At 61.0% G+C, this 18,997-nt stretch carries 16 protein-coding genes; 9 read left to right on the top strand and 7 right to left on the bottom strand.

The window, feature by feature from the left end; genetic code table 11:
• Window positions 1-22: 22 nt before the first annotated feature.
• From A3722_RS00485 to A3722_RS00475, 3 genes are all read right to left on the bottom strand, one after another.
• On the bottom strand, window positions 23-1,441 hold the full coding sequence (locus tag A3722_RS00485) for a mannose-1-phosphate guanylyltransferase/mannose-6-phosphate isomerase (RefSeq protein ID WP_067623886.1): 1,419 nt from the start codon (window positions 1,439-1,441) through the stop codon (window positions 23-25).
• A 147-nt stretch (window positions 1,442-1,588) separates the two neighbouring features.
• Window positions 1,589-2,617, bottom strand: a complete 1,029-nt coding sequence (gene rfbB / locus A3722_RS00480) for a dTDP-glucose 4,6-dehydratase (RefSeq protein ID WP_067623883.1) — start codon at window positions 2,615-2,617, stop codon at window positions 1,589-1,591.
• Window positions 2,618-2,724: 107 nt separating this feature from the next.
• Complete coding sequence (locus tag A3722_RS00475; RefSeq protein ID WP_067623880.1) at window positions 2,725-3,528, bottom strand: hypothetical protein; 804 nt, start codon at window positions 3,526-3,528, stop codon at window positions 2,725-2,727.
• 127 nt (window positions 3,529-3,655) lie between these two features.
• Between A3722_RS00475 and A3722_RS00470 the strand changes: the two genes are divergently transcribed.
• Both A3722_RS00470 and A3722_RS00465 read left to right on the top strand, forming a co-directional pair.
• Window positions 3,656-3,859 (top strand): hypothetical protein, encoded by a 204-nt coding sequence (locus A3722_RS00470; RefSeq protein WP_067623878.1) that lies wholly within the window; start codon window positions 3,656-3,658, stop codon window positions 3,857-3,859.
• Window positions 3,856-5,028: a DUF6716 putative glycosyltransferase gene (locus A3722_RS00465; protein WP_067623875.1), complete on the top strand. Its 1,173-nt coding sequence runs from the start codon at window positions 3,856-3,858 to the stop codon at window positions 5,026-5,028. The genes A3722_RS00470 and A3722_RS00465 overlap by 4 nt, the downstream gene beginning before the upstream one ends.
• Here A3722_RS00465 and A3722_RS00460 read toward each other — a convergent pair.
• Window positions 5,025-5,852 (bottom strand): ABC transporter permease, encoded by an 828-nt coding sequence (locus tag A3722_RS00460; protein WP_067623872.1) that lies wholly within the window; start codon window positions 5,850-5,852, stop codon window positions 5,025-5,027. The two genes, A3722_RS00465 and A3722_RS00460, sit on opposite strands and share 4 nt — an antisense overlap.
• A 68-nt stretch (window positions 5,853-5,920) precedes the next feature.
• On the opposite strand from A3722_RS00460, the gene A3722_RS00455 reads away from it, so the two are divergent.
• The 6 genes from A3722_RS00455 (at window position 5,921) to A3722_RS00430 (ending at window position 13,848) form a co-directional block, all read left to right on the top strand.
• Complete coding sequence (locus A3722_RS00455) at window positions 5,921-7,219, top strand: sugar transporter (RefSeq protein WP_067623870.1); 1,299 nt, start codon at window positions 5,921-5,923, stop codon at window positions 7,217-7,219.
• Window positions 7,220-7,231: 12 nt separating this feature from the next.
• A complete protein-coding gene (locus tag A3722_RS00450) occupies window positions 7,232-7,894 on the top strand; it encodes an ABC transporter ATP-binding protein (protein ID WP_067623868.1) in 663 nt (220 codons plus the stop codon).
• A gap of 119 nt (window positions 7,895-8,013) precedes the next feature.
• Window positions 8,014-10,563: a calcium-binding protein gene (locus A3722_RS00445; RefSeq protein WP_067623865.1), complete on the top strand. Its 2,550-nt coding sequence runs from the start codon at window positions 8,014-8,016 to the stop codon at window positions 10,561-10,563.
• A gap of 65 nt (window positions 10,564-10,628) precedes the next feature.
• Entirely contained in the window at window positions 10,629-11,474 is an 846-nt protein-coding gene (gene rfbD / locus A3722_RS00440) for a dTDP-4-dehydrorhamnose reductase (protein WP_067623864.1), read from the top strand.
• Window positions 11,475-11,576: 102 nt separating this feature from the next.
• Window positions 11,577-12,770: an acylneuraminate cytidylyltransferase gene (locus tag A3722_RS00435; protein ID WP_067623861.1), complete on the top strand. Its 1,194-nt coding sequence runs from the start codon at window positions 11,577-11,579 to the stop codon at window positions 12,768-12,770.
• Window positions 12,763-13,848, top strand: coding sequence for an AGE family epimerase/isomerase (locus A3722_RS00430; protein ID WP_067623858.1), 1,086 nt, complete (start codon window positions 12,763-12,765; stop codon window positions 13,846-13,848). Before A3722_RS00435 ends, A3722_RS00430 begins: the two co-directional genes overlap by 8 nt.
• Before the next feature lie 123 nt (window positions 13,849-13,971).
• On the opposite strand, the gene A3722_RS00425 is transcribed toward A3722_RS00430, so the two are convergent.
• Complete coding sequence (locus tag A3722_RS00425; protein ID WP_067623857.1) at window positions 13,972-14,559, bottom strand: recombinase family protein; 588 nt, start codon at window positions 14,557-14,559, stop codon at window positions 13,972-13,974.
• 163 nt (window positions 14,560-14,722) lie between these two features.
• Here A3722_RS00425 and A3722_RS00420 point away from each other — a divergent pair, with 163 nt between their 5' ends.
• On the top strand, window positions 14,723-17,605 hold the full coding sequence (locus A3722_RS00420; protein WP_067623854.1) for a Tn3 family transposase: 2,883 nt from the start codon (window positions 14,723-14,725) through the stop codon (window positions 17,603-17,605).
• Between the two features lie 18 nt (window positions 17,606-17,623).
• Here the strand turns inward: A3722_RS00420 and A3722_RS00415 are convergent, their stop codons facing one another.
• Complete coding sequence (locus A3722_RS00415; RefSeq protein ID WP_067623852.1) at window positions 17,624-18,574, bottom strand: replication initiator protein A; 951 nt, start codon at window positions 18,572-18,574, stop codon at window positions 17,624-17,626.
• Window positions 18,575-18,821: 247 nt separating this feature from the next.
• A partial coding sequence (locus A3722_RS23755) for a transposase (protein ID WP_201721927.1) occupies window positions 18,822-18,997 on the bottom strand: 176 nt, incomplete at its 5' end.

The following is an 18,997-nucleotide window of genomic DNA, read 5'->3' as shown; positions in this document are numbered from 1 at the left end:
TAAATAACCCCGTGGCGCGGGATCATTCGCGGCCATAGATATCCTCATGGCGCAGGATATCGTCTTCGTTCAGATAGCTGCCGGTCTGAACCTCGACCAGGTAAACCGGCAGTTTGCCCGGATTGGCGAGCCGGTGTTTGGTGCCCAAAGGAATGTAGACACTTTCATTCTCTGTCACGAGACGTGTTTCGTCGCCGATCATCACCTCGGCTGTGCCTTCGACCACCACCCAATGTTCTGACCGGTGATGGTGGCTTTGCAGGCTCAGGGTGCCATTGGGATGAACCATAATCTGTTTGACCTGAAACCGCGGCCCCTTGGTGAGGGTCTCATACCACCCCCAAGGCCGGTGAAAGCGCGGGTAGTCATCGGCTTGGGGGACATCTTGTTCCCGCAGCAGCGTGACCACCTGTTTCACGTCCTGCAGATGCGCTTTGTCGGCCACCAGCACCGCATCCCGCATCGCCACGGCCACGATATTGCTCAGCCCCAGCCCGACCAGATGGGTGTTGCCTTCGTCCGTGCGCAGATAGCTGTCGGTGCAGTCGATCGCGGTCACATTGCCATGGGTCGCCATGCCCGCGTCATCGGGGCCCGCCGCCTGCCAGAGCGCATCCCAAGCGCCAAGGTCGGACCAGGCGCAGCTCAACGGCACAGCCATGACTTGGTCGGCTTTTTCCATGATCTCATAGTCGAAAGAGATCGCCCGGCACTTGTCATAGGCCGCCCCCAGACGGGTGAACCCCAAATCGCCATGGCGGGTGTCCACGGCCTCTTGGCACAGCGGAATCAGGTCGGGGGCATGTTGTTCATAGGCGGCGAGAATATCGCGCACGCGGAACATGAAAATCCCCGCATTCCAAAGGTAGGTCCCGGCCGCCAGCATCTCTTCGGCCCGGGCGAGATTGGGCTTTTCGTGAAAACTGCTCAGCCGCAAGGCCGTCGCGGTCTTGGGGGCCTCGGAAAGGCCGAGGTAGCCATAGCCGGTCTCGGGCCGGTCGGGGGTGATCCCGAATGTAATCAGCGCGCCACTCTCTTGCGATGCCGCGCGCGCCGTGCGCAGGGCTGCGTAAAAGGCTTCGAGATCGCCGATCAGATGGTCAGAGGGCGCCACCAGCATGAAAGCATCGGGCTGGTCTTGCAAAAGCAGCGCCGCGGCAAGGATCGCGGGCGCGGTGTCGCGCCGGGAAGGTTCGGCGATGATCTGGGCATCTGCCAGACCGATCTGGGCGCATTGCTCGGTCGCCATGAAGCGAAACTCGTTTTCCGTCATCACCAATGGCGCGGCGAATTCAGGCCCGGTAAAGCGCCGCAGGGTCATCTGAAAGAGACTATGATCCCCGATCAGCTTTGCGAATTGCTTAGGATAGGCTTTGCGCGAGGCGGGCCAAAGGCGGGTGCCAGCGCCGCCGCATAGGATGATGGGATAGATCGGTTCCATGGTGTCGCTCCACTCAGGCTGGCAGGGTGCTTTATCAAGCCGTGGTCACCGGGGGGCGCATCCGTGTTGCCCCAGTCCCCACTCAAAATTCAAGTTTTCTGCGGTAGGCCCTAATTGATTTTACAAGTTATTAATAACTAAATGAATTCAGGCACCATGGGTGCCTTCCCCCAGTCTTTTGCCAACCCCGTCCCGATCCTGCAAGGCCTGCCACCAGACAGAATTGTCGATATACCATTGCACGGTCTTCTCCAGCCCCTCGGCAAGGGTCACGGAAGGGCGCCAATTCAACTCCCGGCGCATGCGATCGGGGTCGATTGCATAGCGCGCATCATGGCCGGGGCGGTCTCTAACAAAGGTGATCTGGTCACTATAAGGGCGCTCCTTGGGGCGTTTTTCATCCAGAAGCGCGCAGATATCGCGGACCAAATCGATATTGGAGCGCTCGTTTTCGCCCCCGATATTATAGCTGCGCCCAATCTCACCCTCCTGCAAGACACGCAGCAGTGCATCGGCATGGTCTTCGACATAAAGCCAGTCACGCACATTCGCGCCATCGCCATAAATCGGGATATCCCGGCCCGCTAGCGCATTGAGGATGACCACCGGGATCAGCTTTTCGGGGAAATGGTAGGGGCCATAATTGTTGGAGCAATTGCTGATCACGACCGGCAGCCCATAGGTCTCGCCCCAGGCCCGCACCAGATGGTCACTGGCCGCTTTCGAGGCCGCATAGGGCGAGCGTGGATCATAGGGGCTGGTTTCCGTGAACTGCCCCGTGGGGCCAAGGCTGCCAAAGACTTCATCCGTGGAGACATGATGAAAGCGCTGCACCTCGGCCGCGCGGGCCGCTTGAAGCAGCTCGAAGGTGCCCATGATATTGGTCTGCATGAAAGCGTCCGGCCCGTCGATGGAGCGGTCCACATGGCTTTCCGCCGCGAGATGCATCACATGGCTGGGCCTATGGCGGGCAAAAACATCCGCCAGCGCCGCGCGGTCACAGATATCGACCTGTTCAAAATGATAAAGCGGATCTTGGGCCACGGCGGCGACATTCTCAAGACAGGCGGCATAGGTCAGCTTGTCGAGGTTGATCACTTCGATGCCCCGCGCCACAGCCAGCCGCACCACCGCGGATCCGATGAACCCCGCCCCGCCCGTTACCAAAAGCTTCATCACCCGGCCCCCTGTGTTGGGGCGTCTGCGGGCCCATCACGAAAGCGGGAAGAAAGAGGCAAGAGCATATAGGCTGTCCTTTGCGGCACCGGGTGGCTTTCAGGCTATCAAGAAGGCCGGATCAGCGCACGCCCCCATCGTAGCATGCGCAGCAGGGCAATCGGATACCCCCCCGCCCAAGCCGCCCAGTCTTTGGGCGGGTGGGTCGGCACGCACTCAGGCGGGGCCCCTGCGCGTTTGGGGGCCAGATCCATGATGTGATCCAAGCGGCTGTTGCTGGAGGTGCGCAAAACCGCCCCGTCGGTATGCGCCTGCACCAGCGCCATGATCGCCATGTCGAGATCGACATCATGCAACCGGCTGTCCAGACGACGGTGGTTCAGGTCATGACCCAAGAGCGCCATTTGGTTCTTGCTGCTTTGATAGGCGTAGCGGGTATCGGTGCCGTAGAGATCCATCCCCGCCAGAATAATCGCGCCGCGGGTCTCGGGCGGGGCGGCCATATGCAAACCACAAGCGGCAAGCAAGGCATAGGTGCCGGTCATCGGCTTGCGGTCATATTTTGCGATCAGCGCCTGCACCTGCGGCGCGATGGACGGAGGGCCGAAAGAGAGCGGTTTGTAACTTTCGGCAAAGCGCCGTTTGCCTGCCCTAACCACCGCCGGATTATGGCTGGTCCAATGCCGCAGATCATAGGTCTTGCGGCACTGCCAAAGCGTTTCGAACATGAAGGGCGCCACCCGCGGATCGCCCCCCATGACCGCCAGATCGACACGCGGCCCCAGAAAGCTGCGCGGCTCGAAAAAGAAATTATTGGTCCGCAGCATGAAATCGCTGCCCAGGATGCGGCCCTCGAAAGGTTGCGCCAAGGAGGCGCCGTTGCCTGCAACGACATAGGTGGTCTTTGTCATCGAATGTCTAAAGCCTGGATTTGGGAGGGGCAAATTCGCATAAACCCTTAAGGCCGACAAGGGGCCGCGCGACCCGTTTACAATGGCCTTTGGCGCAGCGTAACTAGAGGCATCAAAGAGGGATCCCATGATTGGCAAGCTGAAGAATTCTCGAACCGGCAAACGCCTTTATCGTTTCTCCCGCAGGCCCGCTGTCGGCTGGCCGATCCGCATGGTGGCGCAGTTCCTACAGGCCGAGCGTTTCCAGCCCAGTCACCTCTATCCGGCCAACCGCGCCCATAACCGCCGCGTCTTTGAGCAGCTTGAACGGTTTGAGGCGACACTGAAATGACCGCAACCGGCCCCCGCCAGAAGACCCTCGCCCTTGTGCGCAGCCGCCGCCGGACCGCGCAGGAGCGACACCGCGCGCAGCGCCCGATCGTGATCCTTTTTAGTGACGATTCCACGCTGATCTTTGCTAGACGTATGCGCGAGGTGCTGCAGGCGGCAGACCCGGATTGCCTGATAGAGATGGTCTGGTTCACCGATGAAAGCGCCCTTTCTTACCGGCAGATCACGCAGCTTTTGCCGCAAGGGCCCGACCGGGTTCTGGGCGGCAAGCAACTGGTCAGCTTGATGCGCGATCCCTCGGTCCGCGCCATTCTCACCAGCCGCATTTACCGCGCCATGCTGCGGCCCTTGAACAGCCCTGTCGCGCGCTGGTCGGGCAACCGCCCCTGCGTCCTCAGCTTTCTTGGCGGGCTGGACTTTTTCCCCGCGCAGGGCTTCGCGCGGCGTCGCAATTGTGACGCGGTCTATTTGTTTCCGCGCTCCGCCCTTGCCGACTATACCCAGCAGGTGGGCCAGAGCACGCAGGGCTGGCAAGAGATCGGCTTTGGCCATCCTTCGGTGATGCGGGCCAAAGCCCCCCCGGCGGATCTGGCAGACCGGCGCGATATCTATTTCTTTACCCAAGCCCTGAGCCCTTCCACCCTGCGCGGCAGGCTGCATATGCTGCGGGTCATGGCCGCGATTGCCAAGGCCAATCCAGAGCGGCGTGTCTTTATCAAACTGCGCCACCTGCCGTCTGAAAACCGCCAGCACCTGCATCTGGAAAAATATGATTACCCCGGATTGATGGCGCAGCTCGGCCCCCTGCCGCCCAACCTTTTGTTAACAGATATCACCATGGAAGAGGCGCTAGAGACGGCCGCTTTGGGCATCACCTGCACATCGACCGCCGCGATGGACCTGCTGCGGGCGGGCCTGCCCTGCATGGTCTATCTCGATTTTGTCGATGCCTACCGTGATCCTTTGGTGCCGCCGATGCGCAAGATGTTTCAGGGCAGCGGGGTCATCACCTCGACCGAAGATCTGCTGAACCTGAAGCCGGGGGCGCTGAACCCGCAATGGCTTGAGGATATGTTCTGCCCTGACGATCTGGGCATCCGGGTGCTGGAAACGGTAGACCGGTTCCACGCCCGCGACTTTCAGATCCGACAAGAACTGCCCAGCTCTTAAAGATAGAGGATCGAGCGCCCGTATTTGCGCAGCATCAGCACGCCGAAAAAGGCGGGGACCAAAGCGCAGGTCAGCACGAAGATCTCGCTGATATAATTGGGATGATAGCTGCTGAAAAAGCCCGCCCGCGCCATGCCGATGGCGTGGACCAACGGGTTATACCACAAGATATTCTGCCCAATGAGCGGCAGGTCTTCGAAGAGATAGATCACCGCCGAAATCAACACCAAAGGCCCTGTCGCCACGCCCCAAGCCAAGCGCCAAACCGGCATCAGGGTAAAGAGAAAGCAATTCAACGTGCCGATCCCCAGCCCCAGAGCGATGATCATCCCATAGGCCAGAAAAACGCGCTCGATATTCACCGTGTCGCTGGTATGGCTGAATAAATACAGGCTGCCCAGAATGATGACCGAAACGATGAATTGCGTCAGCACGGCAAGGATCGCCCGCCCCAGAATGGCATCGACAAACGTCACCCGGGGATAGCCCATCAGCGGCTTGCTGAACTGCAAGGCACCGCCGACATTGACCGATAGGGCCTGAAACATCCGAAGAGGCAAAAGCCCCGTCGCATAAAAGAGCGTGAAGTTCGTGCCCAAAGGCGGGCTGCGCAGCAAGAGTGAAAAGGCCAGCGCCAGCACCGCAATAAGCGCCACAGGTTGCGCCACGGCCCAAAGATACCCCCCCGGGGAGCGGCCATAGGTGGTGGTCATTTCGCGAATGACCAGCGCAGTTATCGCCCGGGCCGTGCGAAAGCGCAACTGCGGCACCGCGGCCGGCGGAATCGCGGGGTTAGCTGACGGGGAAGAAGCCTGTTTGGTCATTGCTGCACCGTCTTTCATGCTATACTAAATGCCAAGTCAGTATATCTGAATTTGGGCTGGAAACTGCAATGACTTCTTCTTCCGATCCGGCATCGCCCGCCGCGGATACCCCCCCTAAAAAGCCCAGTTCAGAGCCGAAACCAGCCCCCAAGGCCGCCTCGGATTCCACGCCCAAGGCGGAGAGCAAACCGGCCCCCAAACCAAAGGCGAAACCCAAAAAAGAGCCCAAGGCCCCGGTGCCGCCTGTGGCGGGGCCTGCGCGTATGCGAAAGCGGCATTACCGCTTGGCTTTCAGCTTTATCTTGCTGGTTTTGCTGCCCACGATCGGCGCGGGCTACTACCTTTATACGATGGCCAAAGATCAATTCGTCTCCGAAGTGGGCTTTACCGTGCGCCGCGAAGAGGCACCTTTGGTCTCCAACCTGCTCACCACTTTGGGCAATGTCTCTTCCAGTTCTTCCAGCGATAGCGACATCCTGTTTGAATATGTGCGCTCGCAGGAATTGGTCCGGCGGGTGGACGAAGAAATCGATCTGCGCAGTCTCTATGGGGCGGTTTATGACGAAGACCCCCTCTTTGGTTTGGACCCCGACGCCACCATCGAAGAACTGGTAGACTACTGGCAACGGGTGGTGCGCGTCTCCTATGCGCCCAGCACCGGACTTTTGGAGCTTGAGGTGCGCGCCTTCGATCCGCAAACCGCCACACGGGTCGCGCGATTGGTGTTTTCCAAAAGCTCGGAGATGATCAACGAATTGTCGCAAATCGCCCGAGACGATGCGACCCGCTATGCCCGTGAGGATCTAGAGCGTGCTCAGGCCGATCTCAAAGCGCTCCGCCAAAGCCTGACGGAGTTCCGGATGCGCACCCAGATCGTCGATCCGCAGGCGGCCATTCAAGGGCAGATGGGGCTCTTGGCCTCGCTCCAGCAGCAATTGGGCGAGGCGCTGATCGAATATGACCTTCTGGTCGGCAAGGCCCCGGAGAACGACCCGCGCATTCTGCAAGTGAAAGGCCGCCTAGAGGCGATCCGCGCGCGGATCGATCAGGAGCGCCAGCAATTCGGACAGGGCGGCGATGTCGCGGATGGCGAGAATTACGCCACGATGGTTGCCAGATTCGAACAGCTTTTGGTCGAACGTGAATTCGCAGAGCAGAAATACGCCACCGCCGTCGCCAATTTCGACCGCGCCCAAACAGAGGCGCAACGCCAAAGCCGCTATCTGGCGGCCTATGTCGGCCCAACCGAGGCGGAAAGCGCGATCTACCCCCGCCGCTTGATGATCTTTTTGCTTGTTGCGTTCTTTTCGACAATCGCATGGGCCATTCTGGCGCTGGTTTACTACTCCCTGCGGGATCGCCGATAGGAAGGCGCCCCCATGATCGAACTGCGCAACCTTTCCAAAAGCTTCCCCACCCGCTGGGGGCGTAAATACGTGCTCAAGGACGTGAACCTGACCTTCCCCACCGGCCTTTCGGTGGCACTGATGGGGCGCAACGGGGCGGGCAAATCGACCCTGCTTCAGATCATCGCCGGGAATATGAACCCCGATTCAGGCGAGATGGTGACCCAAGGGTCGCTGTCCTTTCCGGTGGGCTTTGCGGGCAGTTTCCACCGCGATCTCAGCGGGGCGCAGAACACCAAATTCATCGCTCGGATCTATGGGGTCGACAGCCATGAGTTGATGAATTTCGTCAGCGACTTTACCGGGCTGGGGCGGAATTTCTATTTGCCGGTGCGCGGCTATTCCTCGGGCATGAAGGCGCGTTTGGCCTTTGGGGTCTCGATGGGGATCCAGTTTGATACCTATCTGGTGGATGAGGTCACCTCGGTCGGGGACCGGGCCTTTCGCACGCGCAGCGCGGAGGTCTTCAAAGATCGCATGGCCAATTCAGGCGCCGTGGTGGTGACCCACTCTATTCCGGAAATGCGCAACCTTTGCCAATCAGGGGTGGTGCTGGAGGACGGCCATGCGCAATTTTACGACGATATCGAAGAAGCCTTGGATGTTCACAAGCGCACGATGGATAATTCAAAGTAAAGCGAACCGCTAAAAACTCCGCAAAAACCTGTAGATAGCCCTTGTTTTCGCCATGTTCCGACCATGGGCTGATCTTGGCTGTGGGGCAGTCTCTTCCTTGGGTTTAAAGGAGTGGGGCGATGGGGCGGATCATTCGCAGTGTACATCTATCATGGGCAGAGGATGGGTCCGAGCCGGATGCGCCGGGCCCGGTGCAGGGCGCGACCCTGCCGTGGTTTCAACTGGACGGGGACGGCGGACAAGACACGCTGACCTTTCATGCAGGGCGCGGCCTCTGGTCGGGGGCGTTTACTTTGTCAAACGGCGTCCTGCGCTATCAAGATAGCACCTATCAGCGCGACAGTTTCATTCCCTTCACGGCGGGCAATGCCAGCGTTGCCGTGGCAGGCGATCTGTTCGACACCCTGCTGGAAGACGCCGGGGGGTCCTTGATCAATGCCCGCACCTATTTCTCTCAACAAAGCGGCAGCTTTGGCGATACAGGCCAGATGCTGGCCGTAGAGTTTGGCGCCAGCACCATGGTGGTGGCCAGCATTGCCGGGCGGGCCGGACTGTCGGTCTTTGACTATGCCAATGCCGGTGACATCCAGCGGCGGGCCACGGTGAATGACAACGACACGCTGTTTCTCGGCAATCCCGTGGGGCTGGCCTGTGTGGAACAGGGGGGGCTGCGCTATGTCTATGCCGCCTCTTCGGGCGATGAGGCGGGGATCAGTGCCTTTCGGCTGAGCAGTTCAGGCCAGTTGAATGCCGTGGGCCGTCTTGAGGTCGAAGACGGGCTTTGGGTCAGCAACATCACCCAGCTTGAGGGGGTCTCCGCAGGCGGGCAAAACTATCTGCTGGTGGCCGCCGCAGGCAGCGGATCGCTGAGCGTCGTGGCACTGGATGAAGGCGGGGCCATGCGGGTGAGCGATCATGTCTTAGACGATCTTGATACGCGCTTTGACGATATCACCGTGATGGAGACCTTGATGGTCGGGGACCAAGCCTATGTGGCGGTCAGCGGGGCCGACCAAGGGGTCAGCCTGTTCCAGCTTTTGCCCAATGGTCAGTTGCTGCATCTCGAAACCCTCGCCGATACGCAGACGCTGGGGCTGGGCCATATCAATGCCCTGTCGCTGGTCGCGCAGAACGGCATGGTCCATCTGATCGCAAGCTCCGAAAACGAGCCGGGGCTGACCCATGTGGTCTATGATCCGGGCGATGGTCTGCTGCGGGTGGGCGATGACAGAAACAACACATTGACCGGCAGCAATGCCGAGGACATCCTGCTTGATGGTGCCGGCACGGACAGGCTGACGGGCGGCGATGGGGCTGACCTCTTTGTGCTGGCCCGCGATGGGCAGATCGACACGATCATGGATTTTCAGGTCGGGCTGGACCGGGTCGATCTCAGCGCTTGGTCGGGGCTTTATTCCACCCATCAGATCGAAGTGATTTCCCGCTCCGACGGGGCCGAGGTGCGCTTTGCGGATGAGCGGTTGATCCTGCGCACCGATGACCAGCGCGCTCTTGATCTTGAGGATTTTCTGGCCACGGACATGCTGGGCATCGCCCGTCTGACCCCCATCGAAGAGCGGCCCGAGAACCTGATCCTGCGCGACGGGACAGAGGAAGGGGATCTTTTGGAAGGCGGCACGCCGGACAATATCATCAATGGGCTGGGCGGTGATGATCAGATCTTTGGCAGGGACGGCAATGACAGCCTCAATGGCGGCGAAGGCCATGACCTGCTGGATGGGGGGAACGGCCGGGATACGCTGGAGGGCGGCGCGGGCCATGACCGGCTAACCGGGGGCGAAAGCGCCGACATCCTTCGGGGCGGCACGGGTGCCGACACTTTGGAAGGGGCGGCAGGCAACGATCAGCTCTGGGGCGATAGTTCGACCGATCTGCTCTATGGCGGCACGGGCAATGACACGCTGACCGGCGGCACCGGGGCCGATACCCTGCACGGCGGCGGCGGCAATGACCGGATCCTGTCCAACACCGGCGTCGATCTCATCTATGGCGGTGCCGGGCATGACTGGATCAGCCCCGGCAATGGGGTCGATATCGCCTTTGGCGAAGGCGGCAACGATACGATCATTGGCCGCACCGGCTGGGACACGCTGGACGGCGGCACAGGCGATGATGCGCTCTATGGCAGCGAAGGGCGCGACGCGCTGCAAGGCGGGCTGGGCAATGACTATCTCTCAGGCGGCTTCGGCTATGACACGCTCGAAGGCGGCGCGGGCAATGACGCGCTTTACGGCAATATCGGCATGGACGAATTGCATGGCGGCGATGGCAATGATGCGATGTTCGGTGCCACGGGGGATGATCTTCTGCGCGGTGGCGACGGGGACGACGAATTGTTTGGCGCCCAAGGTCGGGACACGCTCGAAGGCGGCGCGGGGGATGATTTCCTGCGTGGCGGCACCTTGGCCGATACGTTCATCTTCAACGCCAGCCACGGCCAAGACACGCTATCGGGGTTGGAGCTTCAGGACGAAGTGCATCTGTCTTTGGCGCTCACCCAAGGCTTGTCCAGCGCCGAAGACATCGTCTCTCGCTTTGCCCGGGTGGTCGAAGACGATGTGGTGCTCTGGTTCTCCCGCGACAACCAAATCGTCTTCGAAGATGGGGTCAGCGCCGCGGATCTGACCGAGGTGATTTTGACTTTCTGAATGACAAGCCCGCCCTGCTGGCCGATAACCCGCCTGATAGAAGTGGCGGGAAGACGGTACATCGGATGATCTTGACCTTCGGCCAATCAGGGCAACTGGCGCGCGAACTGGCCCCGCTCACCGGGGGGGCTTGCCTGTCGCGGGCCGAGGTCGACTTTGAAACCCCGGGGGCCATTGCCGATGCCATCGCCCACCACCGGCCCGAGGCCGTGATCAATGCCGTGGCTTTTACGGATGTCGATGGGGCCGAAGACGCGCAAGACCGCGCCTTTCGGGTCAATGAGGCGGCTGTCGGCGAACTTGCACAGTCCTGTGCCGAGGCGGCGATCCCGCTGGTGCATCTGTCCACGGATTATGTCTTTGACGGTTCGGGCAGCCGCCCTTGGCAGCCCGATGACCCCACCGGCCCGCTCAATGTCTACGGCCATTCGAAATCTGCTGGCGAAACGTTGTTGCGCGCCGCGCAGGGCCCGCATGTGATCCTGCGCTGCTCATGGGTGGTGTCCCCCCATGGTCGGAATTTTGTGAAAACTATGCTGCAACTAGGGGCCGACCGCGATGCATTGCGCATCGTGGCGGACCAAATCGGCGCCCCCACAGCCGCCCATGACATCGCGGGCGCCGCCCTATCCATCGCACGTCAGCTCAAGACCGCGCCGGAGAAAAGCGGCACCTACCACTATCAGGCCCAGCCCCACGCCAGTTGGGCCGAGGTGGCGCGAGAGATTTTCGAGCAAGCCGGGATCACCTGCGCCGTCACCGAGATCCCCAGCCACGCCTACCCTACCCCGGCCCGTCGGCCCCTGAATTCCCGGCTGGATTGCAGCGCCACCGAAAAAAGTTTCGGCCTAGAGATGCCAGACTGGCGCGTGAGCTTAAAACAAATACTCGCCCGGCTTGGCCACGCCTGACCGGTCGCAAACGCCCCCAGCTCTGTGTGGCGAGTTGCGAGCGAGGGATTGCAGACCTAAGACGGCTGTGAAACATCTTTTGCCAAACCAACGGATCATCTTATGCCCCAGACCATTTGCGCCACTGTCATTCTCGCCCGGGGCGGATCGAAGGGGGTGCCGGGCAAGAACCTGCGCCGGGTTGGCGGGATGTCTTTGATTGGCCGGGCGGTGCGCGCGGCTGTCGCGGCGCAAAGCCAGTCCGCCGTTTATGTCTCCACCGATGATGCGGCCATTGCTGCCGAGGCGCGGCATCACGGCGCTCAGGTGATTGACCGCCCGGCAGAAATTTCAAACGATACCGCCAGTTCCGAAGCGGGCTGGCTGCATGCCCTGCCCCATGTTCGGGCGGATCTGCCGGGGCTGACGCATCTGACCTTTTTGCAATGCACCTCTCCCTTCATCAGCGCGGATGACATCGATGCCTGTCTGGCGGCTGTGACAGAAGCCAAGGCCGCCTGCGCCCTCTCGGTGGTGGAAGATCACAGCTTTCTATGGGGCTTGGATGCGCAGGGCCTTGGGGTGGGCCAGAACCACGACCACCAGCAACAACGCAAACGCCGTCAGGATCTGCCGCCGCAATACCGCGAGAATGGGGCGATCTACTGCGTGCAGGCCGATCTTTTCGAGGCCACGGGACAGCGCTTTTGTGGCCCGGTGGCGCTCTGCCCGGTCGATCAGCCGCCGCTGGAGATCGACAGTCTGGCCGATCTTGATCTGGCCAGCACCATGGCCAGCACCACCGCCTGTGGCGCGCCGCCCGCAAAAGCGCTGGCGCAGGTCCGCGCGCTGGTGATGGATTTCGATGGGGTGCATACGGACAATCTGGTGATGACCGACCAAGACGGGCGCGAGACCGTCATGACCTCCCGTGGCGATGGCATGGGGCTGGCCGAATTGGCCCGCCACAGCACGATTCAGCGGCTGATCATCTCCAAAGAGCGCAACCCGGTGGTGCTGGCCCGCGCGGCCAAGCTTGGCATCGAGGTGATCGCCGCGACCGACGATAAGGTGGCCGCGCTGGATCTCTGGCTGGCCCGCGCCGGGCTGGACTGGACGCAAATGCTCTATGTCGGCAATGACATCAACGACGCCCCCGCCATGCAGCGCGCGGGGCTGACGGCCTGCCCCTCGGATGCACATCACGATGTTGTCGGCCACGCCGATTGGATCCTGCCCTATCCCGGCGGGCGCGGCGCGCTGCGGCACCTGTGTGATATATTGGTCAAAATACAGGAGCCTTTGAGCGATGGCTGAGCCGTCCCCCCTGCCCGCTTGGGCTGCGGCTTTGGCCGAGTGGCAAGAAACCCGCGCCCTGCCGCTCTGGACCCAAGCCGGGATCGACCAGACCAGCGACACGGTATGGGAAGCGCTCGATTACCACGGCGCGCCCTTGCGGGAGCTCAACCGCCGGCAACGGGTGCAATTCCGCCAAGCCAATGTCTTTGCGCGCAGCCCCGATCCGCAGATACAGGACCTCGGCTGGCGGCTGTTTCGCCGCACAATGGCCCATGGCTTTGATCCTGAAACCGGGCTTTTCTCGGCTTGGATCTCGCCCGATTTGCAGCGCTTGGATCAGACCCACGACCTTTATGATCTGGCCTTTGGGGTATTGGCCGCAGCACATTTGGGCGCGGCAGGGTTCGACGTGGCCCCCGATATCGCGCGTCTGGAAGAGGCATTGTCGCGGCTGCGCGGCGCAGAAGGCTGGCGAGAGACCGCCGCCGACCGGCAGCCCCGCCGACAGAACCCGCATATGCATCTTTTCGAAGCGATGACCGCTCTCTATGCGCTGACCAAAGACCCCGCGCATCTTGCCATGGCGCAGCATTGTCTTGATCTGATCGCCGACCACGCGCTGACCAAAGACGCGCGTCTGCTGGAGTTTTTCGCCCCCGACTGGACCCCCCTTGAGGGCGCTGCGCAGGCCCATGAGCCGGGGCATCTGGCTGAATGGATCTATTTGGCGGATCGTTTCACGGCCACGACGGGCCTCGCTTCCGGGCTGCCTTTGCCCGAAATGTGGCAGCGTGTGCAGGACAGCCGCCTGCCCTCGGGCTTTCTGCCGGACCGCGATGGTGACACCACGCGCAGGCTCTGGCCGCAGACCGAGTTTCTCAAAGCCGCCTGTGTGATGAGCCGCCCCGAGACCGCGGTCGGATTGCGCCCGTCGGACATCGCCGCCCAGCTTTGGGAAAGCTATATCCCCCCCTCCCTTGGAGGAGGCTGGTATGATCAATTTGACGAAACCACCGGCGCCTGCCTGTCGGAGAACATGCCCGCCTCAACCTTCTATCACATCGACAGCGCGATCGAGGCCTGCTGCCGAGTTTAATCTTCCGAAGACTGCGCAAGCATCTTGGCAAAACCGACAAAGGCCGCATCTGGCGCGCGCAATTGCGGACGCCCCGAGCGCAGCCAATAGGGGGTCTGATGCCGGAGGGGGCAGAATAGTACGCTAAGGGCTGATTTTGGCCCCTGTGCGGTGCAGGGTTCTGTAGATCGTTGGCCTGGAGACCGCGAACAGCTCAGCCAGATCACTGATAGAATACTCGCCGGTTGCATGCATGCGCGCGAGTTCTTTCTGTTGTTTTTCAGAGAGTTTTGGCTGTTTTCCTCGGAGTTTTCCCTTTGCACGGGCGATGGCCATGCCTTCTTTCGTGCGCAACCGGATCAGATCGGCCTCAAACTCGGCAAAGGTAGCGAGAATGTTGAAGAACATTTTGCCCATGGGATCCGTCGGGTCGTAGATAGACATCCCCAAGGCGAGCTTGACGCCCTTTTTTTCCAGCTGTTCTGCGATAGCGCGTGCATCGGGGACGGACCGGGCAAGGCGATCCAGTTTTGGCACGACCAGCACATCGCCTTCGCGCACGGCTGCCAGTGCCTGGTCGAGACCGGGGCGGGCGCGGTTGGTGCCCGTCAGCCCGTGGTCAGTATAGATGAGATCCTCCGATACCCCCAAGTCGCATAAGGCCTGCCGCTGTGCGGTCAGATCCTGCTTGTCGGTCGAACAGCGGGCATAGCCAATCTTGGTCACAGTCATGTTCAAATTGTACGATTAAGGGGCCACATGTGCGAATCAAATCGTACCAGCTATACGAGATATGTTGGGGTGTGGTTTCTCTGCCCTTGCCAACCCTTGTGACACATGTCCGCTGAGCGATCCTCTTACGGACACCCATGTTCATGATTTTGGAAGGAACCACATGCCCCGCCGGAGAATGCTGACCGACCGCCAGCGGGCGGCGCTGCTTGACATGCCAACTGAAGAAGCGTCGATGCTGCGCCACTATACCTTGGCGGACGACGATCTGGAAATCATCCGCGCCCGTCGCCGCCCCCACAATCGTTTCGGCTTCGCCCTGCAGCTTTGCGCGCTGCGATACCCAGGTCGGTTGCTGGCGCCCGGTGAGGTCATTCCTGCGGCAGTGACGCGCTTTTTGGCGGCGCAACTCGGGCTGAGACCCGATGATCTGGCAGACTATGCAACGCGGGAGGAAACCCGCCGTGACCACCTGGCCACCCTGCGCAATCTTTACGGCTACAAGATGTTTACTGGTCGAGGGGCACGCGACCTGAAGACCTGGCTGGAGAGCGAAGCCGAAACCGCCCGGTCGAACGAGGATCTGGCCCGGCGCTTTGTAGAGAAGTGCCGGGCGACCCAGACCATTCTACCTGGGATCACGGTTATCGAACGTCTTTGCGCGGATGCACTTGTCGCTGCCGAGCGACGGACCGACACCCGGATTGCCGACCGGCTGAATGATGAATTGCGCGGCCAGCTTGATGCACTACTGACTGAAAGCGCGGACAGCTCTGTCACCCGCTTTGTCTGGCTGCGCCAATTCGAGGTTGGCCGAAACTCGGCCGATATAAACCGCCTGCTCGACCGGCTTGAATTCTTGCAGGGCATAGCGTTGGATCAATCCATCCTGTCCGATGTGCCGCCTCACCGCATTGCTCGCCTCCGACGACAAGGGGAACGGTATTTCGCCGGCGATCTGCGGGATATTTCAGGCGACCGCCGCCTTGCCATCGTCGCGGTCTGCGCTTTGGAATGGCGCAGTGCCATTGCCGATGCGGTGGTCGAAACCCATGACCGGATCGTCGGGAAGACATGGCGCGAGGCGAAACGCGCGTGCGATGCCCAGGCGGATGACGCAAAGGCGGCTCTGAAGGACACCTTGCAGAGATTCTCAAACCTCGGATCAGCGCTGCTGGAAGCGCATGAAGATCAGGCGCCCCTGATTGAGGCCGTTCAAAACGCGGGAGGCTGGTCATCGCTCAGGGGGCTTGTCGCCACCGCTGCCCAACTCACCGACACATTGGCTGCCGATCCGCTCGCGCACGTTGTTCACGGGTATCATCGTTTCCGACGTTATGCGCCGCGCATGCTGCGGGCGCTCGATATTCAAGCCGCCCCGGTGGCCGAACCGTTGCTGGCTGCCGCCGGTATCGTCGCAGGAACGGAAACCACCGCCGACCGGCCCGTGACCTTTCTGCGCCGAACCTCGAAATGGCATCGGCACCTGAATAACGATGATGGGTACCGACTATGGGAGGTGGCGGTCCTGTGCCATCTGCGCGATGCCTTCCGTTCCGGTGATATCTGGCTCGCACATTCCCGCAGGTATGGCGATCTAAAGGACGTGCTGGTCCCAGCCGAAGTCGCCCGGGCCACGCCCAAGTTGGCCATGCCGTTCGAACCGGATGCCTGGCTGGCGGATCGGAAGTCTCGCCTGGCCGCGGGCCTACAGCGATTGGCCCGCGCCGCCAGGGCCGGTGCCATTCCGGGCGGGTTCATCGAAGACGGCGCCCTCAAAATAGACCGGCTGACTGCCGCTGTCCCCGAAGAGGCCGATGCCATGGTGCTTGATCTTTATAGCCGCCTGCCGGAAATCAGGATCACCGACCTCCTGCTCGAAGTGGACGACGAGATCGGCTTTACAGAAGCATTCACCCATCTGCGCACGGGCGTCCCGTGCAAGGACAGGGTCGGCATGCTGAATGTGCTGCTGGCCGAAGGACTGAACCTTGGCCTCAGCAAAATGGCCGGGGCCACCAACACCCATGATTATTTTCAGCTTTCGCGCCTGTCGCGGTGGCATGTCGAAAGCGAGGCGATGGCACGCGCCCTGGCCACAGTTATCGAAGGCCAATCTGCCTTGCCGATGGCCCGGTTCTGGGGCAGCGGTGTCACCGCGTCCAGTGACGGGCAGTTCTTCCCCACCACGCGCCAAGGCGAGGCGATGAATCTGATCAACGCCAAGTATGGCCATGAACCCGGATTGAAAGCCTACACCCATGTCTCCGACCAGTTCGGCCCCTTCGCCACCCAGACTATCCCCGCCACGGTGAACGAAGCGCCCTACATTCTGGATGGCCTGTTGATGACCGACGCCGGGCGAAAGGTCAGAGAGCAGTACGCCGATACTGGCGGGTTCACCGACCACGTTTTCGCCGTCACCGCTCTGCTGGGCTTCCAGTTCATACCCCGCATCCGGGATCTGCCATCCAAGCGCCTTTACCTCTTCGATCCAACATCCTGCCCAAAAGAGCTGAAAGGCTTGATCGGTGGCAAGATCAGGGAACCCGTCATCAGTTCGAACTGGCCCGACATTCTGCGCAGCGCGGCCACCATGGTGGCGGGCGCAATGCCTCCAAGCCAACTGTTGCGAAAATTCGCCGCCTATCCCCGGCAGCATGAGCTTGCGGTGGCATTACGGGAAATCGGACGGGTTGAACGGACGCTGTTCATCATCGACTGGCTGCTTGACGCCGACATGCAACGCCGGGCTCAGATCGGCCTGAACAAGGGCGAAGCGCACCATGCCCTCAAGAATGCCCTACGCATCGGGCGCCAAGGCGAAATCCGAGATCGAACAACTGAGGGGCAGCATTTCCGGATGGCCGGGCTGAACCTGCTCGCCGCCACCATCATCTATTGGAACACCAAGCATCTTGGTAAAGCTGTGGCTGGACGTCGCCGGTCGGAACTGGATTGCTCTCCTGACCTTTTGGCGCACATCTCGCCCCTCGGATGGGCCCACATCCTCCTCACCGGCGAATATAGATGGCCCAAAAGGTGAGCAAAGCCCCTTAACGTACTATTCTGCCCCCTCCGGCATCAGACCCCAATAGGCTTGCCAATCCGCCTGCACCGCATAGACGTCACAGCCCGGCATCAGCCTGCGCACGGCATCCAAACCCTGCGGGCTGACCTGCGGCATGGCGTGATCCTCCACCACCACCGACCGGCGCCGAAACCGGATCTTGTCGCCGGGCTCTTCATTGATCTCGTAATCGGGCAGATGATCGGCAGCGATCATGTCCCGGATCATCTTGCGAAAGACCCGACGGGGCGAGTTAGAGCCTGATTTTTTCAGCAGCGTATCGATTGAGACCACCCAATTTGCCTGACGGCCGCAATGCTTTCGGGCGATCTCATAAATGCGCCGCTCCAGAGGTTTCCGCAGTCTGAAATAATCACGCGACAGGGTCAGGACGGATTTGCTCTGCACCGCGCGGAACAGCCATTCCGATAGGGTGATGGAGACCGAGATCATACGCCCCCCCTTCGCTTTGCGCAGGATCTCCCAGCCTTCGATCAGCCCAAAGCCCCGGGTCGTCTCGACCGCGCCGGTGGTGATATTGGTGGTGATCCGCGTGCCCGCCAGCCGCTCAAAGGCATCGCGCAACCGCCGGTAAGCATCGCCTGAGGTTTCGCGGTTGGTGGCCACCAGAAAGTCATGGGCGCGCAGGGTCAGGTGCCGCGAAATCGCACGCCCCGCGTTCAGCGCGGCCATCAACTGGCTGATGCAGTAGATCAAAATATCCTTGTCATGGATCGTCGCCAACCCGCGCACCGACGGGGTCACCGTGATCTCGGTCCCGTTGTGGGCATATTCCAGAATGCGACGGTCAGGCCGGGTCGAGAGCGAGAATATCGGATGCTCCATGGTCGCCAGATCGTCCTTGGGCAAAGCATCGAAAATATCACAGACAAAGAAATCATTGGTCGGATGGCGGCGGGGCAAAAGCCCCTCCTGAGAGGTCATACCGGTGCTGCTCACGAGCCTGTCCTTTAACTGCTGCGACGCCTTAGCCGCCCTACTCTCTCATTCCGCCGGGCCGTTAACGACCTCTTGAGACGGATTCGAAACATCGTGGTTTCAGTGACGCCACCCTAAAAGTTATGGTCCTGCCCTGTCCAGCGCCCCAACGGGGGTTCAGAGTCACTTCAACGGGGGGATAGTGTCCCAAGGAATGGTGTAACTTTGTTCTTCGGCCATGGCTTGGCCGCAGTTACAGGACGGCGATTGTCGCCGGGTCCATGGGGGTAGTGTCGCAAATGGCGGCGACGGTTTCCAGTGTCATGTAGCGCCGCGTGATCGCCCACTCATCATTTTGCTCCAGCATCAGGGCTCCGACCAGTCGTGTGACTGCGGCCTCGTTTGGAAAGATGCCGACAACGTTGGTCC

It is taken from the genome of Sulfitobacter sp. HI0027 (genome assembly GCF_001634775.1).
GTDB lineage: Bacteria > Pseudomonadota > Alphaproteobacteria > Rhodobacterales > Rhodobacteraceae > Sulfitobacter.
This window is presented reverse-complemented; position numbering and strand designations above follow the sequence as displayed.